The 19947-nt window shown below is 50.3% G+C and carries 24 protein-coding genes and 1 pseudogene; 21 read left to right on the top strand and 4 right to left on the bottom strand.

What is annotated here, in order from left to right; all coding sequences use genetic code 11:
• The first annotated feature begins 37 nt into the window (after positions 1-37).
• Positions 38-1210 (top strand): Fic family protein, encoded by a 1173-nt coding sequence (locus VA597_RS15475; RefSeq protein ID WP_326974842.1) that lies wholly within the window; start codon positions 38-40, stop codon positions 1208-1210.
• Positions 1211-1476: 266 nt separating this feature from the next.
• Here the strand turns inward: VA597_RS15475 and VA597_RS15470 are convergent, their stop codons facing one another.
• Together VA597_RS15470 and VA597_RS15465 are read right to left on the bottom strand one after the other, a co-directional pair.
• Entirely contained in the window at positions 1477-1986 is a 510-nt protein-coding gene (locus tag VA597_RS15470) for a DNA-binding protein (RefSeq protein WP_326974841.1), read from the bottom strand.
• A gap of 65 nt (positions 1987-2051) precedes the next feature.
• The gene (locus VA597_RS15465) at positions 2052-2510 is read right to left on the bottom strand and encodes a helix-turn-helix domain-containing protein (RefSeq protein WP_212506717.1); all 459 of its coding nucleotides are present in this window, start codon (positions 2508-2510) and stop codon (positions 2052-2054) included.
• A gap of 63 nt (positions 2511-2573) precedes the next feature.
• Here VA597_RS15465 and VA597_RS15460 point away from each other — a divergent pair, with 63 nt between their 5' ends.
• The gene (locus VA597_RS15460; RefSeq protein ID WP_326974840.1) at positions 2574-2804 is read left to right on the top strand and encodes a hypothetical protein; all 231 of its coding nucleotides are present in this window, start codon (positions 2574-2576) and stop codon (positions 2802-2804) included.
• Positions 2805-2930: 126 nt separating this feature from the next.
• Here VA597_RS15460 and VA597_RS15455 read toward each other — a convergent pair whose 3' ends face one another.
• The gene (locus VA597_RS15455) at positions 2931-3542 is read right to left on the bottom strand and encodes a site-specific integrase (RefSeq protein ID WP_164919097.1); all 612 of its coding nucleotides are present in this window, start codon (positions 3540-3542) and stop codon (positions 2931-2933) included.
• A gap of 11 nt (positions 3543-3553) precedes the next feature.
• A pseudogene (locus VA597_RS15450) lies at positions 3554-3760 on the bottom strand (type VI secretion protein); the annotation flags it as partial.
• A 130-nt stretch (positions 3761-3890) separates the two neighbouring features.
• Between VA597_RS15450 and VA597_RS15445 the strand changes: the two are divergent.
• The 19 genes from VA597_RS15445 (at position 3891) to ptsP (ending at position 19591) form a co-directional block, all read left to right on the top strand.
• Complete coding sequence (locus VA597_RS15445; protein WP_128743815.1) at positions 3891-4082, top strand: hypothetical protein; 192 nt, start codon at positions 3891-3893, stop codon at positions 4080-4082.
• Between the two features lie 30 nt (positions 4083-4112).
• Entirely contained in the window at positions 4113-4667 is a 555-nt protein-coding gene (locus tag VA597_RS15440) for a DUF1697 domain-containing protein (protein WP_128743814.1), read from the top strand.
• 25 nt (positions 4668-4692) lie between these two features.
• Positions 4693-5310, top strand: a complete 618-nt coding sequence (locus VA597_RS15435; RefSeq protein WP_128743813.1) for a lactate utilization protein — start codon at positions 4693-4695, stop codon at positions 5308-5310.
• Positions 5311-5369: 59 nt separating this feature from the next.
• The gene (locus tag VA597_RS15430) at positions 5370-5972 is read left to right on the top strand and encodes a class I SAM-dependent methyltransferase (protein ID WP_128743812.1); all 603 of its coding nucleotides are present in this window, start codon (positions 5370-5372) and stop codon (positions 5970-5972) included.
• Between the two features lie 232 nt (positions 5973-6204).
• A complete protein-coding gene (locus tag VA597_RS15425) occupies positions 6205-7032 on the top strand; it encodes a DNA-formamidopyrimidine glycosylase family protein (RefSeq protein WP_128743810.1) in 828 nt (275 codons plus the stop codon).
• A 212-nt stretch (positions 7033-7244) separates the two neighbouring features.
• A complete protein-coding gene (locus VA597_RS15420) occupies positions 7245-8006 on the top strand; it encodes an MBL fold metallo-hydrolase (protein ID WP_128743809.1) in 762 nt (253 codons plus the stop codon).
• A gap of 170 nt (positions 8007-8176) precedes the next feature.
• Positions 8177-9184: a C45 family autoproteolytic acyltransferase/hydolase gene (locus VA597_RS15415; RefSeq protein ID WP_128743808.1), complete on the top strand. Its 1008-nt coding sequence runs from the start codon at positions 8177-8179 to the stop codon at positions 9182-9184.
• A 519-nt stretch (positions 9185-9703) separates the two neighbouring features.
• On the top strand, positions 9704-10231 hold the full coding sequence (locus VA597_RS15410) for a VOC family protein (protein ID WP_128743807.1): 528 nt from the start codon (positions 9704-9706) through the stop codon (positions 10229-10231).
• The gene (locus VA597_RS15405; protein ID WP_128743806.1) at positions 10204-10401 is read left to right on the top strand and encodes a hypothetical protein; all 198 of its coding nucleotides are present in this window, start codon (positions 10204-10206) and stop codon (positions 10399-10401) included. Before VA597_RS15410 ends, VA597_RS15405 begins: the two co-directional genes overlap by 28 nt.
• 331 nt (positions 10402-10732) lie before the next feature.
• A complete protein-coding gene (locus VA597_RS15400) occupies positions 10733-11362 on the top strand; it encodes a GNAT family N-acetyltransferase (RefSeq protein WP_128743805.1) in 630 nt (209 codons plus the stop codon).
• A 135-nt stretch (positions 11363-11497) separates the two neighbouring features.
• Positions 11498-12190, top strand: coding sequence for an alpha/beta hydrolase (locus tag VA597_RS15395; protein WP_128743804.1), 693 nt, complete (start codon positions 11498-11500; stop codon positions 12188-12190).
• Positions 12187-12597: a peptide deformylase gene (locus tag VA597_RS15390; RefSeq protein ID WP_128743803.1), complete on the top strand. Its 411-nt coding sequence runs from the start codon at positions 12187-12189 to the stop codon at positions 12595-12597. The genes VA597_RS15395 and VA597_RS15390 overlap by 4 nt, the downstream gene beginning before the upstream one ends.
• Before the next feature lie 18 nt (positions 12598-12615).
• Positions 12616-13308 (top strand): DNA alkylation repair protein, encoded by a 693-nt coding sequence (locus tag VA597_RS15385; protein WP_128743802.1) that lies wholly within the window; start codon positions 12616-12618, stop codon positions 13306-13308.
• A gap of 473 nt (positions 13309-13781) precedes the next feature.
• A complete protein-coding gene (locus VA597_RS15380; RefSeq protein ID WP_128743801.1) occupies positions 13782-14576 on the top strand; it encodes a DeoR/GlpR family DNA-binding transcription regulator in 795 nt (264 codons plus the stop codon).
• A gap of 14 nt (positions 14577-14590) precedes the next feature.
• Positions 14591-15529: a 1-phosphofructokinase gene (gene pfkB / locus VA597_RS15375; protein ID WP_128743800.1), complete on the top strand. Its 939-nt coding sequence runs from the start codon at positions 14591-14593 to the stop codon at positions 15527-15529.
• A 38-nt stretch (positions 15530-15567) separates the two neighbouring features.
• The gene (locus tag VA597_RS15370; protein ID WP_326974839.1) at positions 15568-16959 is read left to right on the top strand and encodes a PTS fructose transporter subunit IIC; all 1392 of its coding nucleotides are present in this window, start codon (positions 15568-15570) and stop codon (positions 16957-16959) included.
• A gap of 82 nt (positions 16960-17041) precedes the next feature.
• Positions 17042-17500, top strand: coding sequence for a PTS sugar transporter subunit IIA (locus VA597_RS15365; protein ID WP_128743798.1), 459 nt, complete (start codon positions 17042-17044; stop codon positions 17498-17500).
• Positions 17501-17535: 35 nt separating this feature from the next.
• Complete coding sequence (locus VA597_RS15360) at positions 17536-17802, top strand: HPr family phosphocarrier protein (RefSeq protein WP_128743797.1); 267 nt, start codon at positions 17536-17538, stop codon at positions 17800-17802.
• A gap of 49 nt (positions 17803-17851) precedes the next feature.
• Complete coding sequence (gene ptsP, locus VA597_RS15355) at positions 17852-19591, top strand: phosphoenolpyruvate--protein phosphotransferase (RefSeq protein ID WP_164919096.1); 1740 nt, start codon at positions 17852-17854, stop codon at positions 19589-19591.
• Positions 19592-19947 lie beyond the last annotated feature (356 nt).

Below are 19947 nucleotides of genomic sequence, written 5' to 3'. Positions count from 1 at the left end.
AATGATACTAAATAATATCGTAAGATGAGGTGAGTATATGGATGCGGCGCTCTATGCCAAGATACTTTCAGATAAAAGCATTACCGATCTGAAAAAAATAAGATACAAGTTTCCAGATGTCAACATGCAAGAACTCATATCGCTGTTAAAATCCAGCGTTTATAAAACCATGCCCATCCCTGACTTTTCCGGGAACAATCTTGTCTATATGGAAAATGCGGCACAGGTACGGATGAAGGCAGTAAAACGCCTCCTCACGCCCCAAAGCTCAAACGAAGTTTTTGGGCTCAAGGCAATGGAGGACGAAATTGCATCTTCGCTTACCATAGAAAGCATTGATTTCTCACGCGATAGCGTAAGAAAAATACTGCGCGGCTACGCGCCTGCCGACGAGAGTGAGAACCGTATCTTTGGCATGAAAAAGGGCCTTGAGTTTATTTCTGATCCTGACAACGAGATCACTGAGGATAACATACACACTCTTTATGATATAGCTATCGGCCAATACTTGCCGGAAAACGACAAACTAAAGCCGGGCGTCTTCTATCGTCACGACAGTGTGTATATCATTGGTCAGGAACTGGAGCATACCGGCCTGCCTTATGAAGAGCTTCCTGAATATATGAGCAAATTCGTAACCTTCATCAATGCTGAAAGCACGATGAACGACTTGCTCAAGGCGGCGGTTATCCATTTCTATATTGCTTATCTGCATCCGTATTTTGACGGCAACGGTCGCATGGCCAGACTTATACATCTATGGTACTTGAAGAGGCAGGGTTACTCATCAACGTTGTTTATCCCGTTCTCCAGCTACATCGAGCGAAGCCGAAAGGGATATTACAGTGCCTATTCGCTAGTCGAGAGAAATACGAAGATTAGCGGCGTGATGGATGTAACGCCGTTCTTAGTCTACTTCATTGAAAATGTATACAACAAACTCGGCAGTGCGCTGCCGCAGGTCAACACGATGGCGACTTTCAACAAAGCATTGGATGACGGCCAAATCACAGAGAAAGAAAAGGACCTTTGGAACTTTGCCCTGTCCGCATACGGGAACGGCGAATTTTCGACCAAACAGCTTGAACGGGATTTCGGCAACGCCGCCTATGCCACGATACGCGGTTTCGTGCTAAAATTTGAGGACCTTGGCCTTTTGTCAGCACAAAAATACGGAAATAAAGTGAAATATTCCGTGCGGGATAAATAATTCAAATCAAAAGGCACGGTCATGGGTGATTCATCACTCCATTTCCGTGCCTTTTTCCGATTGTAGGCTTTTGGATTTTCTGGCTTGCGGGTAACGGGATTCAGTGCGCCCCAACTTTCTCGCCGTGCTATGGCAAGCTCCCGTCGCTTTTTCTTGGACAGTTTCTCATAGGGAATGAATTTTTCCATCTTGTCAACCTCCTGGCTGAATAAAAACTCAGGCTAAAACAGAGCCGGTTTCTATTTTAGCCTAAGTTCATCAAAATATCAACGCCGCGCGGTTTCGCCATGATATTCCTCAAAAAAACGATTCAGCAGTTTCTGATGCTTTTTCGATTTATGTATAATGAGGTAGCCGTCATGGCAGTAAAAATCAATTAACCATACCTTGGCCGTTACAGATTGGTTATAAAGTGAAACGCATCGCAGTTTTCCCGTAGAGATCCAGCCTTGAAAGGCGCTATCGGAATAGCCGGTCAACTGAGCCATTTTTCTTTTGGTCATGGCATCCGGTGCGGCAAACCACTCATCCTCCAGCCAGAGGTGGAATTCTTCTACAGGCAGCCTTTGTGCCCCTTTGCCGTGCTGATGCGGAGTGGCAGAAGAAAAGGCTCCGCTGGGAAGCATATACTTTTCCGGATGCTCTTCCATCTCTTCCAGATAAGAAATGACATCCTTCAGCTTGACCCGAAAGTTGCGCGTCTTCTTGCCGCTGTCTTTGCAGGGGATGTAGCCATTCTTCAACATATAGCTCGCTTTACGCTTGCTGATATGCAAGATCGTGCGCATTTCGTCCAGAGTCAGGTCTTCAGGATACCGGTCCTTCAAATCGGCATACTTGCTCATTTTTGGGAACCTCGTTCGGACTTCTGCTTTTTGCACTGATATAGCACCACGCCCTTGTAACGGTCATTACCTGAGGAAACATAGGATTCCAACATCTTCTCCCGGCACATGGGCGCCAGCAGCACCTTTCGGCAGTATTGGTTGGATATCCCCAGTATACTCGAAATCTCAGAAGCAGTTCGCGGCTTGGCGCAGTACTTTTGGATTTCCTTGCGCTGGTCGGTGGGCGAGATGCATTCGGTGTAGCCGCTGGCGAGAACAAAGTCAATCACGTCCTGCTTGGCCACATGATATTTGTTGGTCACAAGATAACAGGAGATCAGGTTGCCCTTCAGCATGTGGTAAACGGTGTTGATACCGAGGCGGAGCATTTTGGATACGTCCTCGGGAAATACGCAGTCGGGATATTTTTTGAACTGCCGCTCCAGCTTTTTACGGAGTTGTTCCTGTGTCATTTAAATTCTTCCTTTCCGTTGTTTGCCGACGGCAGAAAGGAGAATCATTCTAAAATCAGGGTCTTGCTTCTTGCAATTTTACAAGGTCGGTTCTTGAAAGGCGCATGGCGTCAGGGAATTTCATCTTGCAGTTTTCTTGCACTTTTGCAGAAAATAAGCAAAACAGCGGCATTTTTGTCTGAAATCCGGTTGATAAACCAGAGCGCTTATGAGTCCTTATTTTATCAGGGTTTGCTGGCTCAAAGTCTTGGAAACACTAGGTTTCACGGCGGTTTTTCCCGTGATGAACCGTGATGTTCTGGGAGATACCGTGCCGTTTCCCCAACGGCTCGAAATCAGGTAGACCGCAAGGTCTCGTGGGTTCGAATCCCACCGCTTCCGCCAACGTCAGCCATGGAAGGATTCTTCCGTGGCTGTTTTTCACGTTTTTGTCCCTCTGGTGATTTGGATCTCAGACTCTTCATCTGGCATACAAAGCTTCGCTTTATCCGTCGTTCTATCCCTATCAAGTGACCCATCCAACAAACTTCCTATCACCACCCCGGTTTCGCGTTTGCTCGCAAAGTCCAGGTGAGCGTAAATGTCGGCAGTGGTGGAAGAATTGCTGTGCCCCAACCAGAGCTGAATGCGCTTCATATCCACTCTCTCAGCAACCAGCAGGCTGGCGCAGGTGTGGCGCAGATCATGAAAACGGATATGCCGCAGACCGTTCTTCTGAAGAAGGTAGGAAAAGTGCGCGCTCAGAAAGGCCGGACTCAGCAGGTTTCCCAGACTGTCCACGCAGACATACTCCAGATACTTCTTGCAATATCCCTTCCTGCATGCTCTGCGATACTCCTCCTGACGGGCCTTTGTTTCTTGCAGAACACGTTCCGGCATCGGAAGCAGTGGGAGTGTCCGGCGGCTGGATTTGGTTTTCATCTCATCCGTCAGCAACAGGCCCTCCTGCCCAGCGGCACATCCATCAATGACTTTATGCTCGATGGCGATTGTGTTCTTCTCGAAGTCAATGGAACCCCAGCGGACGCCCAAAACCTCGCTGCGCCGTCCTTTCCACCCAGGTAGCGTAGGATTGTCTGTTCCTCCGTGGAGGCCGGATATTCACGAAGCACCCAAACGAATCGGAAGGTGTTACCGCAGATAAAGTAATCCGTGTTGAATTTTATGATGGAAGGTGCGATCATGCCGGGAAATTCCTGAATGCGGGCATCTTCCCGCGGAGGCGCGCTGGTTTTCGGCTGTTTTGCCATAGGGCATGCTTCCTTTCTGAATTGATTCTGAATATAAAAAAGCCACCACATTTCTGTGATGGTGATGGGACACATTTGGAGATAAGCATGGTATAATAGGCACATACAAAATTCGCAGATGAAGATAAAAATGAAAAGTGGTCTTCGGCAGCCGGGAAAATTTCAGCCGTTCGCCGGCTGTCGCTGCGCAATGGTGCTCATCAATAACCAGCTGATCGAACTGATTGAGACCACCCTGTCCGAAAGCGAAATCTGGGGTGACGGCGTATTCCGGGACAGCATTCTTTATCCAAGGGAAAATAAAAATCCCATTCTCTTTTAAACCGGTTTTCACAGACAAGGGAGATGCCCTATGAAATATGCGGCCCTGTTCCGGGGAATCAACGTCGGCGGAAAAAACCTTGTAAAAATGGATGATTTGAAGCGGCTCTTTCTTGATTTGGGATTGAGCAGCGTCCGAACCTATATTCAAAGCGGGAATGCGGTTTTTGAAACAAATTTGGAGGAAGCGGCCTTACAAAAGACGATTCACGCCGGATTTTCGGAGCGCTTTAGATTGAAAGGCGATGTCATCATACGAAACATCGATGAAATTAAAGCCCTGATCGACTCCCTACCGTTCTCGGCGGCGGAGATTGCCGCCGCCGAAGCAGCCGATCCGCAGGTCGAGCACCTTTACGTCTATTTTCTGGATCACCCTCACGAACAGGTGCAGATTGACAGCCTGTGCAGAGAGAATACCGGCCCGGATCTGCTGCGAATGGGGATAAGAGAGGGATACCTCCTTTGCTGTCAAAGCATCCGCAAATCGAAACTGGCCCTACGCGCCGCGAGAGAATTCGATTCGGCTACCGTACGCAACTGGAAGACAGTCGTTAAGCTGTACGACATGCTGACTGCTTTGTAAATTTTGGATAAAGGGGAAATCCTGAATGGAGCAAAAAGTCTGCAAAACCATTCAAAATCTGCAACGGCATAATATGGGCGGCTACTTCGTGGAGAATCGTTCGGATCTGCTGTCCCTAATTCCCACGCTGATCCATAGGGGCGAAACCGTCGGATGCGGGGATTCTGTAACTCTGGAGGAAACAGGTGTCTTTGATCTTCTCCGCAGCGGAAACTACATGTTTTACGACAAGCATCAGCCGGGGCTGACGTCGGAGCAGAAGCTGAAGATTTATCTGAAAAATTTTACCGCCGACACCTTCTTCACCGGGGTAAACGCCGTAACCATGGACGGTAAGCTGTTCAACATTGACGGCAACGGGAGCCGCGTCGCGCCGATGCTGTACGGCCCGAAGCAGGTGATTGTCGTAGCCGGTGTCAACAAGCTCACGGACTCCGCCGAAAGTGCGATCCTCCGCGCGCGGCAGATTGCGGCACCGCTGGACGCGAAGCGTCTGCGCAAGGAGACGCCCTGCGTAAAGCTTGGCAAATGTGTGGACTGTAGTCACCCGCAGAGAATCTGCAACGATTTCGTTTTGATCGCCGGACAGTTTGTCAAGGAGCGAATTAAAGTGATTTTAATTGACGGGAACTACGGCTATTAATCCTTGCGCCATATCAAAATCTTGAGCGAGAATTAAATTTCGAAAAACAGGAGAACTTTATGGAAACAAACAACATTTGGGAAGCGATGGCAAGCCATTACGATACGGATACCAGGGTCGAGGTTGCTAATCGGATCGCTCAGGCAATCCGCGCCGAACTGAGCGGCACGGAAGGAAAAACCGCTGTGGATTACGGCTGCGGCACAGGTTTGGTCGGCTTGCAGTTGCTCGGCTTGTTCCAGTCCGTGCTTTTTGTCGATCCGTCCGCCCGGATGATCGAACAGGTTGACCGAAAAATTGCAGCCGGGCAGATTCCGCGAGCCCGTACACTGTGCTGCGATTTTTTAAAAGAAGTGCCAGACGGATTGCTCGCTGACTATGTTATCCTATCCCAGGTCCTTCTGCATATCCCGGACAGCCGGTCTATTTTAACCTCATTATACAGTGTGCTGAAAAAAGACGGCCATTTAATCATCGCTGATTTTGACAAAAACGATGCCGTTGTTTCCGAAATGGTTCACAACGGATTTGAGCAGGAAGAACTGATTCAATTACTCAGGGAAACCGGATTCGCGTCCGCCACGGCACACACCTTTTATCATGGGAAAGGAATCTTCATGAATCAGGATGCCTCCCTTTTTATTCTGAATGCCGTGAAATAGGAAGGAATCCTGCGAAAGAGCCATTGCGATGAGTAAATACAACGCCCTGTGCTTCATGCCGGGCTGGGCCTGTATCGCTCCGGACACATCGTGCAAATTTCGAACCTCGTCACGCTGGCTGCAGGTAAAGGCCACGGACACTTCTCCCGCTTCTTTTTCTGTAGATACGTAGCCATGCTGATCGGCGAATTTGGGAAGTGAACCACAGCTTATTTCGAAGGAGAAACCGCTTATGATGGAATTGCCTGAAGCAATCACAATCGCAAAGCAGATGAACGGTGCCGTCGTCGGGAAGAGGGTGCGCCGCGTCCACCCGCCTTCAAAAGCGCATAAATTCTGCTGGTATGCCGGCGATCCGGCGGAATACGACGCGGCGGTGAGCGGAAGCGCCATTCGATCAGCCGAGGGGTTCGGCATCTTCGCGGAAATGGCGTTTGATAACGGGAAACGGCTGTGCTTCAACGACGGGGTCAACGCGCGGCTCGTAAACCGCGCCGACGCGCCGAAAAATCATCAGCTGCTGATGGAATTTGACGACGGGACGGCTCTGGTCTTCACCGTCGCCATGTACGGCGGCATCATCCTCCATGACGGTACGTATGATAACGAATACTACCTCAAAAGCAGAACGGCGGTTTCCCCGTTTTTCGAGCAGTTTGAACCGTATTACTGCAAATTGATGGCGGAGAACAAACCGACCCTGAGCGCGAAAGCGTTTCTTGCCACGGAGCAGCGCTTTCCCGGTATCGGCAACGGCGTGCTGCAGGACATCCTGTTTACCGCCGGAATCCACCCAAAACGCAAAATCGGGACACTCAGCGAAGCAGAGTGGAACAATCTTTTTTCCTGCATCGTTTCGGTTCTGCGCGATATGACGGAACACGGCGGGCGGGACACGGAAAAGGACCTCTTCGGGTGCCCGGGCGGCTACCGGGTGAAGCTGTCAAAGAACACGCTTGCCTCCGGCTGCCCGCGGTGCGGAGGAGAGCTTGTAAAAGAGGCCTATCTGGGAGGAGCGGTGTATTACTGCCCGTCATGTCAGCCGCTTATGAAAGAATAACGCAAAAAATTAGAACCGTCTCATTGCATCATAAAACAAAGCGGTTTATTCTCTGGAAAAGCTTGAGACAGAGGGCCACGCCGTCGTTTCACGCGGCAGGAGCAATATCCGGTACTATGTATGTGAAGGACTATCGGGACAGCTTATATCAGCTGTAGCCGAACCTTTGCTGTGGTTGTTATACATGAGACAAGTTAGAAAGGAACCATGAGATGGGTGATTGGTTTACGATAGACCATATAGACGAGAACACACATATCATCAGCGAGTACCGGCATTGGGAGGAAACGCACTGCTATCTGCTCGTCGGCACGGAAAGAGCGCTCCTGATCGACACCGGCCTCGGCATCTGCAATATTTACGACGAAGTGAGAAAGCTGACCGACAAGCCGGTCACCGCCGTGGCGACCCATGTTCATTGGGACCACGTCGGCGGGCACAAATACTTCCCGGATTTTTACGCTCACGAAGACGAATTGAATTGGCTCAGCGGAGAATTCCCTCTGGGCATGGAGCAGATCAGGGGCATGGTGACAGACCGCTGCGATCTGCCGGAAGAATATGATGTAAACATCTACGAGTTCTTTCAGGGGACGCCCACGAGAGTATTGAAGGATAACGATTTGATTGACATCGGCGGGCGCGTCCTGCGGGTACTGCACACGCCCGGCCATTCACCGGGGCACATGTGCTTTTATGAAAGGGAGAGGGGCTGCCTTTTTACCGGCGACCTGGTTTACAAGGACACCCTGTTTGCCTATTACCCCTCCACCGACCCGGAAGCCTATCTGAAATCATTAGAGTGCGTTGCCGCGCTCCCGGTCCGGCGGGTCTTTCCGGCGCATCACAGTCTGGATATCGGGCCGGAAATAATCCCCAGAATGCGTGACGCCTTCCGTCAGCTGAAAGCGGAAGGCAAGCTGCATCACGGCAGCGGAACATTCGATTATGGGGACTGGGCTGTGTGGCTGTAATCCAACCCTGAAAACGAACTGAGCGGGCCGATTCCAATTTATCGGGAATCGACCCGTTTTCTGTCCCGTTACCTGAAGAATAATATAGTGCTTGACATAAAATTTTTATTCGATTACGCTTGAGTCAAGAGATGACGTCAACTCTCAATTCAATGATTGGAGAGTTAAAAATGTATCATGGAAGATTTACCGGAACTCACTATGAGGCTGGGTACAAATGGGGCCGCTTGCTGCTCAAGAACGGGAAAAAGCTCGACCACTGCCCAACCTTTGCGCTGACGGAGGACAAATACGCCTTTGCCGGAGAATGCGTTAAAGAATACCAAAGGTATTTTCCCGAGGCTCTGGAGGAAATCCGGGGTATCGCGGACGGAAACGAGGTGCCTGTGGAAACCCTCCAAGCTCTGCTTTTTTGCATGTACTGCTTCGAGCCTGATCACAAATGCACCTGCTTTGCCTTTAGCACGGAGGATGAGATCGTTTTTGCGCGAAACAGTGATTTCCTTGTGAGCCTGGAAAAGCTCTACATGAACTGTCTGTATCGTCTTGAAGGCGGTTATGGGTTCAACGGAAACACAACCGCCTTCGTGGAGATGGAGGACGGCGTCAACCAGCGCGGGCTGGCGGTTGGACTGACCTTTGTCTATCCGCACCTGCGAAAGCCGGGCCTCAACGCCGGGATGCTGCTGCGCTATCTTTTGGAGAAATGCAAAACCACCGCCGAAGCGATAGAGGCACTGCGCAAGCTCCCTATCTCATCGGCGCAGACGCTGACCATAGCGGACAAAGGCGGCGAAATCGCCGTGGTGGAATGCAACCCCGGTGAAATGGAGGTCATCTTTCCCCGCGCCGGGGAGCGGTTTGTCGCAACCGCCAACAACTTTAATTCTGAAAAGATGCGGCCGTACCGCAATCCTGAAATCGACGACTGGCATTCGGATGAGCGCTATCAAACCGCGCGTAATGCGCTAGAGCATAACAAGGGTGATTATACCGTGACCTTTGCGGAGAATGTGCTGTCCGGGAGATATGGCTTTATGTGTCAGTACGACCGCAGGCAAAACGCCGACACTGTCTGGTCCATTGTTTACGACCTAAAGCGGAAGCAGATCTGGAGGGTCGAAGGGAATCCCTCACGGAAGCATTTTAAACGAGACGACCGAATGAAGCTGGATTAAGTGATACGCTTAGGCTGACGCCGGGCAATTTCTTTGATTGCCCGGCGCAACTTGTTTGTAACGAAACGGGTGGACATTATGGCAATAGCAAATATAAAAGCTGTATTACATTGTGATATAGATAAAGTGTGGAATCTTGTTACTTCACTTGACAACTATTCGTGGAGGAGCACTTAAGCAAAATAGAAGCGCTTACGATAGGAAAGAAATTTGTAGAACATACAGAGGACGAATATGCTACCACCTTTACAATTACACTGTTTGAGCTTATGAAAAGGTATGAATTCGATATGGATAACGAAAACATGCACAGTCATTGGGTCGGGTTATTCTCATATGACATACTTCTTGATTACATTAGCGGCGACGACGATAGGGTCGACTGCCGGGATGGGCGGCGGGCGGCAAAGAGATTACATTCTGGATATTGAGGACACAGAAAAGGTTCGGCCGGTGATTGGAATATTAGAACCTATCACGCCGCTGCCCAGGCCGCGAAAAAAGAAATGAGGTCGTGTTATGAAATTCAAAAATCCCCTGCTGGCGGTATCCGATTTGGCCGCTTCCATCGATTTCTACAAACGAATTCTGGGCCTGCGCGTCGTCATGGATTTCGGGTCCAATGTGACGCTTACCGGCGGCGTCTGCCTGCAAACGCTGGACACTTGGCAGGACTTTCTGGAGGGCAGACCCGTTTCTTTGGGTGCCAATACCGGGGAGCTCTATTTTGAAGAGGACGATTTCGACGTCTTTGCCCGGAAGCTGCAGGAGGAATCTGTCAAGTATGTCCACCCGGTCAAGGAACACCGCTGGGGTCAGCGGGTAGTGCGCTTCTACGACCCGGATCGCCACATCATTGAGGTGGGGGAAAACATGAAATCTGTCTGCCGCCGCTTTCTGGACGGCGGCATGACCGAGGAGCAGGCGGCAGCGCGGATGGATGTGCCGCTGAAATTCGTAAAGGCATGCCAAAAAGTGAACACAGGGAGGCGTTGGGGCTGCTGGCGGCAGAGGCGTTTTTGGCGCTGTATCTTCTCTGCTGTCTGACCGGCGTGCTGCTGGCGCTGTATCCGCTGTCCCTCACGCTGACCCAATCCCGCCGGATTCTTTTTATTGTTCTGTTTGCCGCAGGCATTTCTGCCGCCGAGGAACTTTTCATCGAGCTGACGGCGGCTGAGCGGGACCCGAACAGAGCTTTCATGTTCAAGAAGGAGTAAAGCGTATGTCCTTTGACTTCAAGAAGACGGCGCCGGACAAATGGGAAGCCGTCATTCGGTATCCTGTCAGGAGGAAAACTTGAAGCAAATTTAACCTCCGTTTGATTCAGCCTTAGGAGCGCCGCATAAATAGCTGGTCATTCTGTGATGAAAGACTTATAATCAGAAGTACATCCAGCCGTAAGGCCTGATGAAATTTAATTTTAGGAGACTGCTGTTTGAAGAAGAACAACACCTTGGAGATTGTGGGCTGACCGGGAGGTTTGCGCCAAACAATCTCGCCGAACCTCCACAAAATTGACAATCAACAATTTTTAGGAGGATTTTACCCATGAAAAACAACTACCGCATTCGCCCCGAAACCAAAGCCGATCACCGTGCGGCAGAGAATCTGACCCGCGAGGCGTTCTGGAACGTGTACCGTCCCGGATGCACGGAGCACTATGTCCTGCACCGGTTTCGTGACAGAGAAGAGTTCATCCCGGAGCTGGATCTCGTCATGGAGAAGGACGGGGAAATCATCGGTCATGTGATGTACGTTCGCTCCGCAATCAAGGCGGACGACGGAAGAACCGTCCCCATCATGACTTTCGGCCCCATCAGCATTGCACCGGACTGCCAGCGTCTGGGCTACGGCACGATTCTCCTTCGGCACTCGATGGACAAGGCCGGAAAGCTGGGCGCGGGCGCGCTGGCAATCACCGGCAATATCGGTTTCTACGGAAAGTCCGGCTTTGTGGTGGCCAGCACAAAAGGCATCCACTATTCTGCCGAGCCGAGGGACGGGGAAGTGCCGTATTTCCTCATCAAGGAGCTTAAGCCCGGCTTCCTGGACGGCATTACCGGCTCGTACAAGGAACCGGAGGGCTATTTTGTTGATGACGCAGAAGCGGAAGCCTTTGACGCACAGTTTCCACCAAAGGAAAAACTGAAGCTGCCGGGGCAGCTGTTCCAGCTGTAAAGAGACCAGCCGAGGCCACCTGCCGATTTTGACAGGTGGCCTTGTCTTAGGTGCGATTGTGATTTGTAATGACCTGTGCTATGATAAAAAATAAGGACAAATTGCAGATTACATGTCAATAGAGGAGGTATTTCCATGACTGCGATAAAATTTCAAATCCATAACATCCCTGCCGTTTTGTACGGTGAAGATGCTGACTTTGTCTGGTTATTCGTTCACGGCAAGTGCGGGTACAAAGAGGAGGGGGAAGCCTTCGCGGAAATCGCCTGCCTCAGGGATGCTCAGGTGCTGGCCATCGATCTGCCCCAACACGGGGAACGAAAAGCCGAAACCGGATTTGACCCGTGGCATGTGGTGCCGGAGCTATGGGAGGTCATGGCGTATCTCCGGCGGCGCTGGGCGCATGTTTCCCTTCGCGCCAACAGCATTGGGGCGTGGTTTTCCATGCTGGCCTTTCCGGACACACCGCCGGAACAGGCTCTGTTTGTTTCGCCGGTGCTGGACATGGAGAAGCTGATTCGAAATATGATGCTCTGGGCGTCCGTCGACGAAGAGCGGTTAGAACGGGAGGGCAAGATTCCCACCGACTTTGGCGAAACGCTCTCCTGGGACTATCTCCAATATGCGAAAGCGCACCCCATCGTGGAATGGGCTGCCCCAACGGCAATTCTGTATGCCGGTCAGGACAATCTGACCGGCCGGGGTACGGTGAATGCCTTTGCCAGTCGTTTTGGCTGTAAGCTCGCTGTTATGGAAAACGGCGGGCACTGGTTCCATACGCCGGAACAGCTCGATATGCTAAAAAGCTGGGAGGAGAACAACACATGATTCGGGAAATTTGCAGGGACGAGACGTTCCTCGTGCAAAAGGCCGAGCCGGCCACGGCGGACGATCTCGGTGCGGCGGCGGATTTGCTGGCAACACTGATTGCCCACAAGGACGGCTGCGTGGGTATGGCGGCCAACATGATCGGCGTGAATAAACGGATCATCGCCCTTGATAACGAGGGAAAATACATGGTGCTGTTCAACCCGGAGATCGTGAGGAAGTCTGATCCATACGGGACGGAAGAGGGCTGCCTGTCCCTTACCGGCATCCGGAACGTTAAACGCTTCAGGTCCATTAAGGTACAATACCAGAACGAGAAGTTTCAGACCCGCCTAAAAACCTTCACCGGCTTCGCGGCGCAGATCATCCAGCACGAAGTGGACCACTGTGAAGGGATTCTGATCTAGTCATAGGAGCGTGTGGTTATGCATGATGTGAAAACGGGCGTCCAGTCCCGGCTGTTTGCCCTGCAAGACCTGAAATACAAGAATTTTCAATGCAAGCTGATGCCCACGGTGGCACCGGAGCGGGTAATTGGTGTGCGCACGCCGGAACTGCGGAAACTGGCGAAGGAATTGTTCAAAGAGCCGGAAACGGCGGAGTTTTTAAAAATGCTTCCCCATCAATATTATGATGAAAACAACCTCCACGGCTTTCTGGTGGAGCAGATCGGGGACTACAGTGCAGCGGTGGCGGCAATCGACGACTTTCTGCCCTACGTTGACAACTGGGCCACCTGCGATTTGATGAACCCCAGGGTGTTCAAAAAACACCGGCGGGAGCTTTTGCGGGAGATCCGGAGATGGATGGCTTCCGACCGTACTTACACCATCCGCTTTGGCATCGGGATGCTGATGACGCACTTTTTGGACGAGAATTTTGCACCTGAGCATCCCGCCTGGGCAGCGAGCATCCGTTCAGAGGAATACTATGTCAATATGATGATCGCCTGGTACTTTGCCACGGCGCTGGCCAAGCAGTGGGATGCGGCGATTCCTTATATCCGGCAGAATCGGCTGGAAAAATGGGTTCATAACAAGGCAATTCAAAAGGCCGTTGAGAGCTACCGCATTACAGACGAGCAGAAAGCCTGTCTTCGCACCCTGCGGGTGAAGTGAGATTTTGACAGATATGGGATGGATATGCCATGTCATGTTGCCGGCGGAGGACTCGCCCACCAAACCTCCTGATTTGTAGCCGGACAAGAATTTAACATTCAAACCGTTTTCAAGGCAATTACGATACTTTCGCGGTCATTTTACCGAATTAATATAATTTAGTACGGGAAAAGTATTTTACGACTGGACATGAAAGCAAATTAGGGGAGCCATCTTCTTCTCTTCTGTGACTGAATATGATCGATATAATCGTTTGTGACTGTTTTGCATATGCTCTAATCACCTCAGATTCCAATCGAATTATACATTTTGTTATCAAATTATACCAATTTGCTAAAGCTGTATGATATATAACTGAATTTGAGTTTACTATTGACAATATAGAACTACTGTGATAATATAATTAACGTCACAAACAATCATATATGGTCATGCACAGTCATGACAAACTGAAATGAGAGTGAAGGACTTTGATGTTCGAAGAAGAAAGGCTGCAAAAAATTGCTGGTTATGTGCAAAATAAGTCCAGAGCTTCCGTGCAGGAGCTCTGTGTTTTGTTTCAGGTATCGGATTCAACAATCCGCCGTGACCTGACCGAATTGGAAAACCGGAATCTGCTGAAGCGGACGCATGGCGGTGCGGTTTATCTGCAATCCGTGGGATTTGAACCGACTTACAGCGAAAAAGAAGACCAATTTCGAAATGAAAAAGCCCTGATCGCGCAAAGGGCGGCGGAACTTATCAAAGACGGAGATTCCCTGATGATAGATTCCGGAACCACCACCCTGTATCTGGCTTCTGAGCTCTCCCGCTTCAAGGATCTGACAGTTGTGACAAATTCCATCCTATTGCTTCAAAAACTTTCATCCATCAAGGATATCAACATTATGTCGACCGGTGGGATTCTCAGGACGAATACCATGGCTTTGGCGGGACCGCTGGCGGAAGAGTCACTGAACCGGATCCGGGTGGATAAGGCGTTTATCGCAACGAACGGGATCGACATGAATGTGGGTCTGACCACACCTAACGTGGTAGAGGCATCCATTAAGCAAAAAATGATGAGCGTCGCCGATCAGGTCTATATTCTGGCAGACCATACGAAGATCGGGCATATTTCTTTTGCAAAGTTCGGAAGTGTCTCGGAGATCGATGCCTGTATTACGGGAAATGCCATCTCGGAAAATCAGAAAATCGAATTTGAAAAGAATAATGTCAGATTATATCTTGTGGACGTCAACGGATCAGGGGGTAAATCTGCCAATTGAGGGGTGAATGCTGAATGAAGCAAAACATTTTGACGGTTGCTATGAATCCTTCCATTGATAAAACGATTACCATTGAAAAACTGAATCCCTTCGGACTGAATCGGGTCCTTGATTCCCGTGCGGATCCCGGGGGAAAAGGCATAAATGTTGCGAAGGCGCTGAAAAATTTCGGCGTCAACGTTACGGTGACAGGGCTGATTGCCGGAGACCAGGGAAAGCTCTTGCTCAACGCGTTGAAAAAAGACGCAATTTCCGCCGATTTTCTTGAAATTTCAGGAGAAACACGCACCAACCTGAAAATTTTCGATTCCAGTGTAAAAAAGACGACGGAAATCAACGAAACGGGCTTTTTCGTGTCGGAGAAAGTGCTGTCCTGTTTCCAACAGAAATTTGCCGCGTTTTTAGAGAATACAGGAATTGTTGTTCTGAGCGGGAGCCTCCCGCCCGGCGTACCGGCTGATTTTTATTCCGGCTGTATTTCAGCTGCAAAAGCAGCGGGAGTGAAAACCCTGCTGGATGCGGACGGGTTGGCTTTAAAGGAGGGAATCGAAGCAATTCCCTACGCTGTGAAGCCGAACCTTCATGAACTTGAAATGCTTCAGGGCCGTAAATTCAATTTCAAGGAAGAAGTCGCCGAGGCAGCGGCAAATTTGATTCGGACAGGAATTGAAATTGTGATAGTTTCCATGGGGGCCGACGGCGCCGTCGTCGCGAACCGGGAAGAAACCTTTAAGGTGGATTCCTGGAACATCTGCGTGAAAAGCGCCACCGGTTCCGGGGATTCCATGGTCGCGGCCCTCGCATACTCGATTCTGAATCGCAGTTCACTGTACGACATTGCAAAAATAACTACAGCTGCCGGAAGCATCACTGCCTCCAAAGAAGGGACGCAGATTTGTACCCGGGATGAAGTCCTTCAGTCTCTTGAAAAAGTAACTGTTACTTCAATTTAGCGCTTTCTGATATATTATTTATAAAGGGAGGATTTTTTATGAAAAAGCTTTTGGGGGTAACAGCTTGTCCAACCGGAATAGCGCATACATATATGGCGGCTGAGTCGCTTCAAAAGGCGGCGAAGGAAAAGGGTGTTCCAATCAAGGTTGAGACGCGGGGAGCTGTCGGAGTGGAAAACGAGCTGACCCCGGCGGAAATTGCCGAGGCACATGCAATTATCGTGGCCGCCGACATGGATGCCGACGAGGGAAGGTTCAAAGGAAAGCCCGTTGTAAGAGTGGGAGCGGGCGCGGCAATCAAAGATCCAAATGCCCTGATCGAAAGGGCTCTTGCCATGGATGCGAAATCCGTAGAAACGGGATCGGAGACTGCAAACTATGTAGAAAATGTACAGAAAATCAAGGCGGAAAGGTCCGCCCAAAGGACAGGTCCATACAAGCACTTGATGTCCGGCGTTTCCTTCATGATTCCGATTGTCGTTGCTGGCGGCCTGCTGATCGCATGTTCTTTCATGTTCGGGATTTATGCGTTTAAGCAAACCGGAACGCTGGCATGGGGGCTGAAAACGATCGGCGATTCGGCAATGGGGCTGATGGTGACGGTTCTTTCCGGCTATATTGCGTTCTCCATCGCGGACCGTCCCGGCCTGGCCCCCGGATTAATCGGCGGCGCTCTTTCCTCGACTCTGGGCGCGGGTTTTTTAGGCGGCATTTTTGCGGGATTTATCGCAGGTTATATTTCAAAACTCCTGAGAGACAAACTGCGTCTTCCCAAAAGCCTTGAAAGCCTCAAACCGATCCTGATCATTCCCTTTATTTCAACGCTGGTGGTTGGCTTGCTGATGGTCTTTGTCATCGGGACTCCGTTCACTATGCTGATGAACGCACTGGTTGCATGGCTGAAGGACATGGGTACGGCCAACGCAATTCTGCTGGGTGTGATCATGGGGGCCATGATGGCTACCGATATGGGAGGCCCGATCAACAAAGCGGCTTATACTGTCGGGACCGCTTTGATTGCAAGCAGCGTCTATGCTCCGATGGCAGCCGTTATGGCTGCCGGCATGACCCCTCCTTTGGGTCTCGCAATCGCCACTTTTATTTCCAAAAGAAAGTTTAACAACGAAGAGAGAGAAGCCGGAAAGGCAGCCCTGGTTCTGGGCCTTTCATTTATTACGGAAGGTGCTATTCCGTTTGCGGCAGCGGACCCCCTCCGTGTCATTCCTTCCTGCATGATCGGGTCGGCAATCGCCGGCGGGCTTTCGGAAGCTTTCGGATGCCTGCTCCGTGCGCCCCACGGCGGATTGTTCGTTATGCTGATTCCGAACGCTGTGAGCAATGTCTTCCTGTATCTGCTGGCCATCGCGATCGGCGCGGTTGTAACTGCATTGCTTGTTTTGGTATTGAAGAAAGATAAAGTAACCGGGTGACAAAGTCATAAATACGGCTCCGTATCGCTCTGATACGAGGCCGTATCATGGAATAAGCTGATGAGAACTGTGGAGGGCTTTTATGAATATCGCCGATATCATGGACAAAAATATCATTTTTTTAGATCTTGCCGCGGCTGATCGCGATGCGGCAGTGGAAGCGATGATCGACGGGATGTTCCGTGGAGGTTATATCTTAGACAGGGAAAAATATCTTTCCGCCGTTCGCGAACGCGAAAGCAAAGGAACCACCGGGATCGGATTCGGCGTTGCTATTCCGCACGGAAAATCGGATGGCGTAAGAAAGCCCTGCGTTGCCTTCGCAAAGCTGAAAAAGCCGGTGGACTGGAATTCTTTCGATGGCAAGAAAGTCAGCAATGTGTTTTTGATCGGAGTTCCGGAAAAAAATGCGGGCAATGATCATTTGAAAATCTTAATTGCCCTCTCTAAAAAACTCATGCATGAAGATTTCAGGGAAAGATTGGAGCAGGCTGTGACCGCGGACGATATCCTTTCTTTGATTGAATCGGTCGAGGCGTAACCAAGTTGAGCCAGGTGCGGAAAGGAATCGAAAATATGCTTACTAAGAACTTTGTTATGAACTGTGCGGAAGGGTTCCATTTGAGGCCCGCACAGGTGTTAATGGAAAAGGCAACCCCGTTTCAATCGCGTATTATGCTGGGAAAGCCGGGACAGGAAGAAGCGGACGCCAAGAGCATCTTGGGATTGATGAGTTTAGGCATTGAACAGGGTGAAATTGTTGAAGTCGTCGTAGAAGGGCGCGATGAAACGGAAGCCATGGCGGTGGTGGAAAAACTGTTTGAAACAAATTTCGGCGAGTGAGCAATTAAAATCGAACTGCAGTGACGGAAAAGTATATGGAGGAGAGTCCATGACGGAAAAGACTGTACGGGGCATCGGTGTTTCCGAAGGGATTCGGATCGGGAAAGTCCGGCTCCTTTCTCATAATAAGGGAACCGATCCAAATCCATTCCTCGATGAGACACAGATCGAGCCGGAGATCGAACGTCTGCGTAAAGCGGTTGAGCAGGCCGCTTTGGAACTGGACGGAATTATCCGCCGCTCCGCCGATTCCATTGGCAAGGACAAAATCGGCGTGCTGAAAGGGCAAAAAGGAATTCTTGCGGATCCCGCGTTTGCCCCCGGAATCATAAAGCTGATCCGTGAGAAGCGGTACTCTCCCGAAAAAGCGACTGGTGAAATCACAGAACGTTTTGCGGCTGTCTTTGAAGCTATGAAAAACGCCTATATGCGGGAACGCGCCGCTGATGTAAGAGATGCCGGCAACCGGCTTCTGGCGGTTTTATCCGGCGGAGACAGGCCGGATTTATCGGATATTCAGAATCCGATCATTTTGATTTCAAGAGATCTGTCTCCCTCCGATACCGTTCAGCTGAATAAAAATGTGATTTTGGCGTTTGCGACGGAAAAGGGCGGGGCGACGTCTCATACTTCTATTTTTGCGCGGTCGCTCGGGATTCCCGCCGTGGTGGGAATAGCGGGCTTAACGGACATGGTCGATGACGGGGACGAAGTGATCGTCGACGGAGAGCGGGGAACCTGTATTCTGTTTCCGAATGAAACTACCGTCGCAGCCTACAAGGCGAAGATGGAAGCCGAAATTGAAGAAAAAAAGATTTTAGAAAAATATAAGGACCAAAGCGCCGTAACAAAGGACGGCTATCGGCTGATAGTGGGCGCAAACATCGGGTCGGGGCTGGATGCGGACCTTTCCATCCGGCAGGGCAGTGAATCCGTGGGGCTTTTCCGGACAGAGGCTTTGTACTTTAACCGGGATAAACTTCCAAGCGAAGAAGACCAATTCCTGGAATATAAAAAAGTTGTCCAGGCCTATTCCAACAAAGAGGTTATGATCCGCACCCTTGACGCAGGAGGCGACAAACCGGTAAAATCCATCCCGATTCCCCGCGAGAGCAATCCGTTTCTGGGGTATCGGGCAATCCGGCTCTGCCTTGCCCGGAAAGACCTTTTTTCAGTACAGCTCAGAGCTGTTTTGAGAGCCAGCGCCTATGGAAAGCTGAAAATTATGTTTCCTATGATTTCGGGGCTGGAAGAGCTTCGGGCCGCGAAGGACTGCCTTGAGAATGCGAAGGCGCAGTTGAAAGCCGAACAGATCGCTTTTGATGAATCGATAAAGACCGGCATCATGATTGAAGTGCCATCCGCAGCGATTATGGCCGATGTGCTGGCTAAAGAAGCCGATTTCTTCAGCATTGGAACGAACGATCTGATTCAATACACGCTTGCCGCCGACAGAGGCAACGAAAAGGTGTCTTATTTATACGATTATTGTAATCCTGCCGTTCTGTTGCTGATAAAGCGTGTCAGCGACGCGGCCCATGCAAACGGAATCCCCGTTGGAATCTGCGGAAATATGGGTGCGGAAACTGCCGCCGTTTCACTTCATATCGGCTTGGGCATCGACGAGATCAGCATGCCGGCGGGAATGATTCCAAAAATAAAGTATTTGATTCATAGGCAAAGTAAGGAAGCATGCAGCGCTCTGGTTCAAAGTGCCCTGAGTTGCAGATCGGCTCAGGAGGTCCACTGTCTGCTCAACGAGTTCAACCGTCAGAATGGCATCTGTTAATCCGCTTACTCCATAAAGCGGATTCGGGAAACCGACCGGAAACTTGAAAGGGAAACCTTTGTCTCACCGGCACTGGCGGAATATCTAAAGAAACAGGGCTGTGAACAGGTTGAAAACGTTGTTCTAAGTTTACAAAACATTCCGTTGATGTTATAATCATGATAAATTTAATGGGCAAAGGCAGATTATCATGATTCTTCGTTTCCATTAAGCAAAATGGGCTTTTGATATGGATTCCTTTGTAAACGTTTGGGATGATAATCGTTAATGTCCGGGAGTAATTGTGCCTCTCGGATATTTTTTTGTCCTGACTGCAATGTCCCGGCGCCATCGCGCCCAACCTCGGACCGGAGAGG

Origin of the sequence: Caproicibacter sp. BJN0012, from assembly GCF_035986805.1 — a bacterium.
Lineage (GTDB): Bacteria > Bacillota > Clostridia > Oscillospirales > Acutalibacteraceae > Caproicibacter.
The sequence above is the reverse complement of the archived record's forward strand: the minus strand, read 5'-3'. Positions and strand labels throughout refer to the sequence as shown.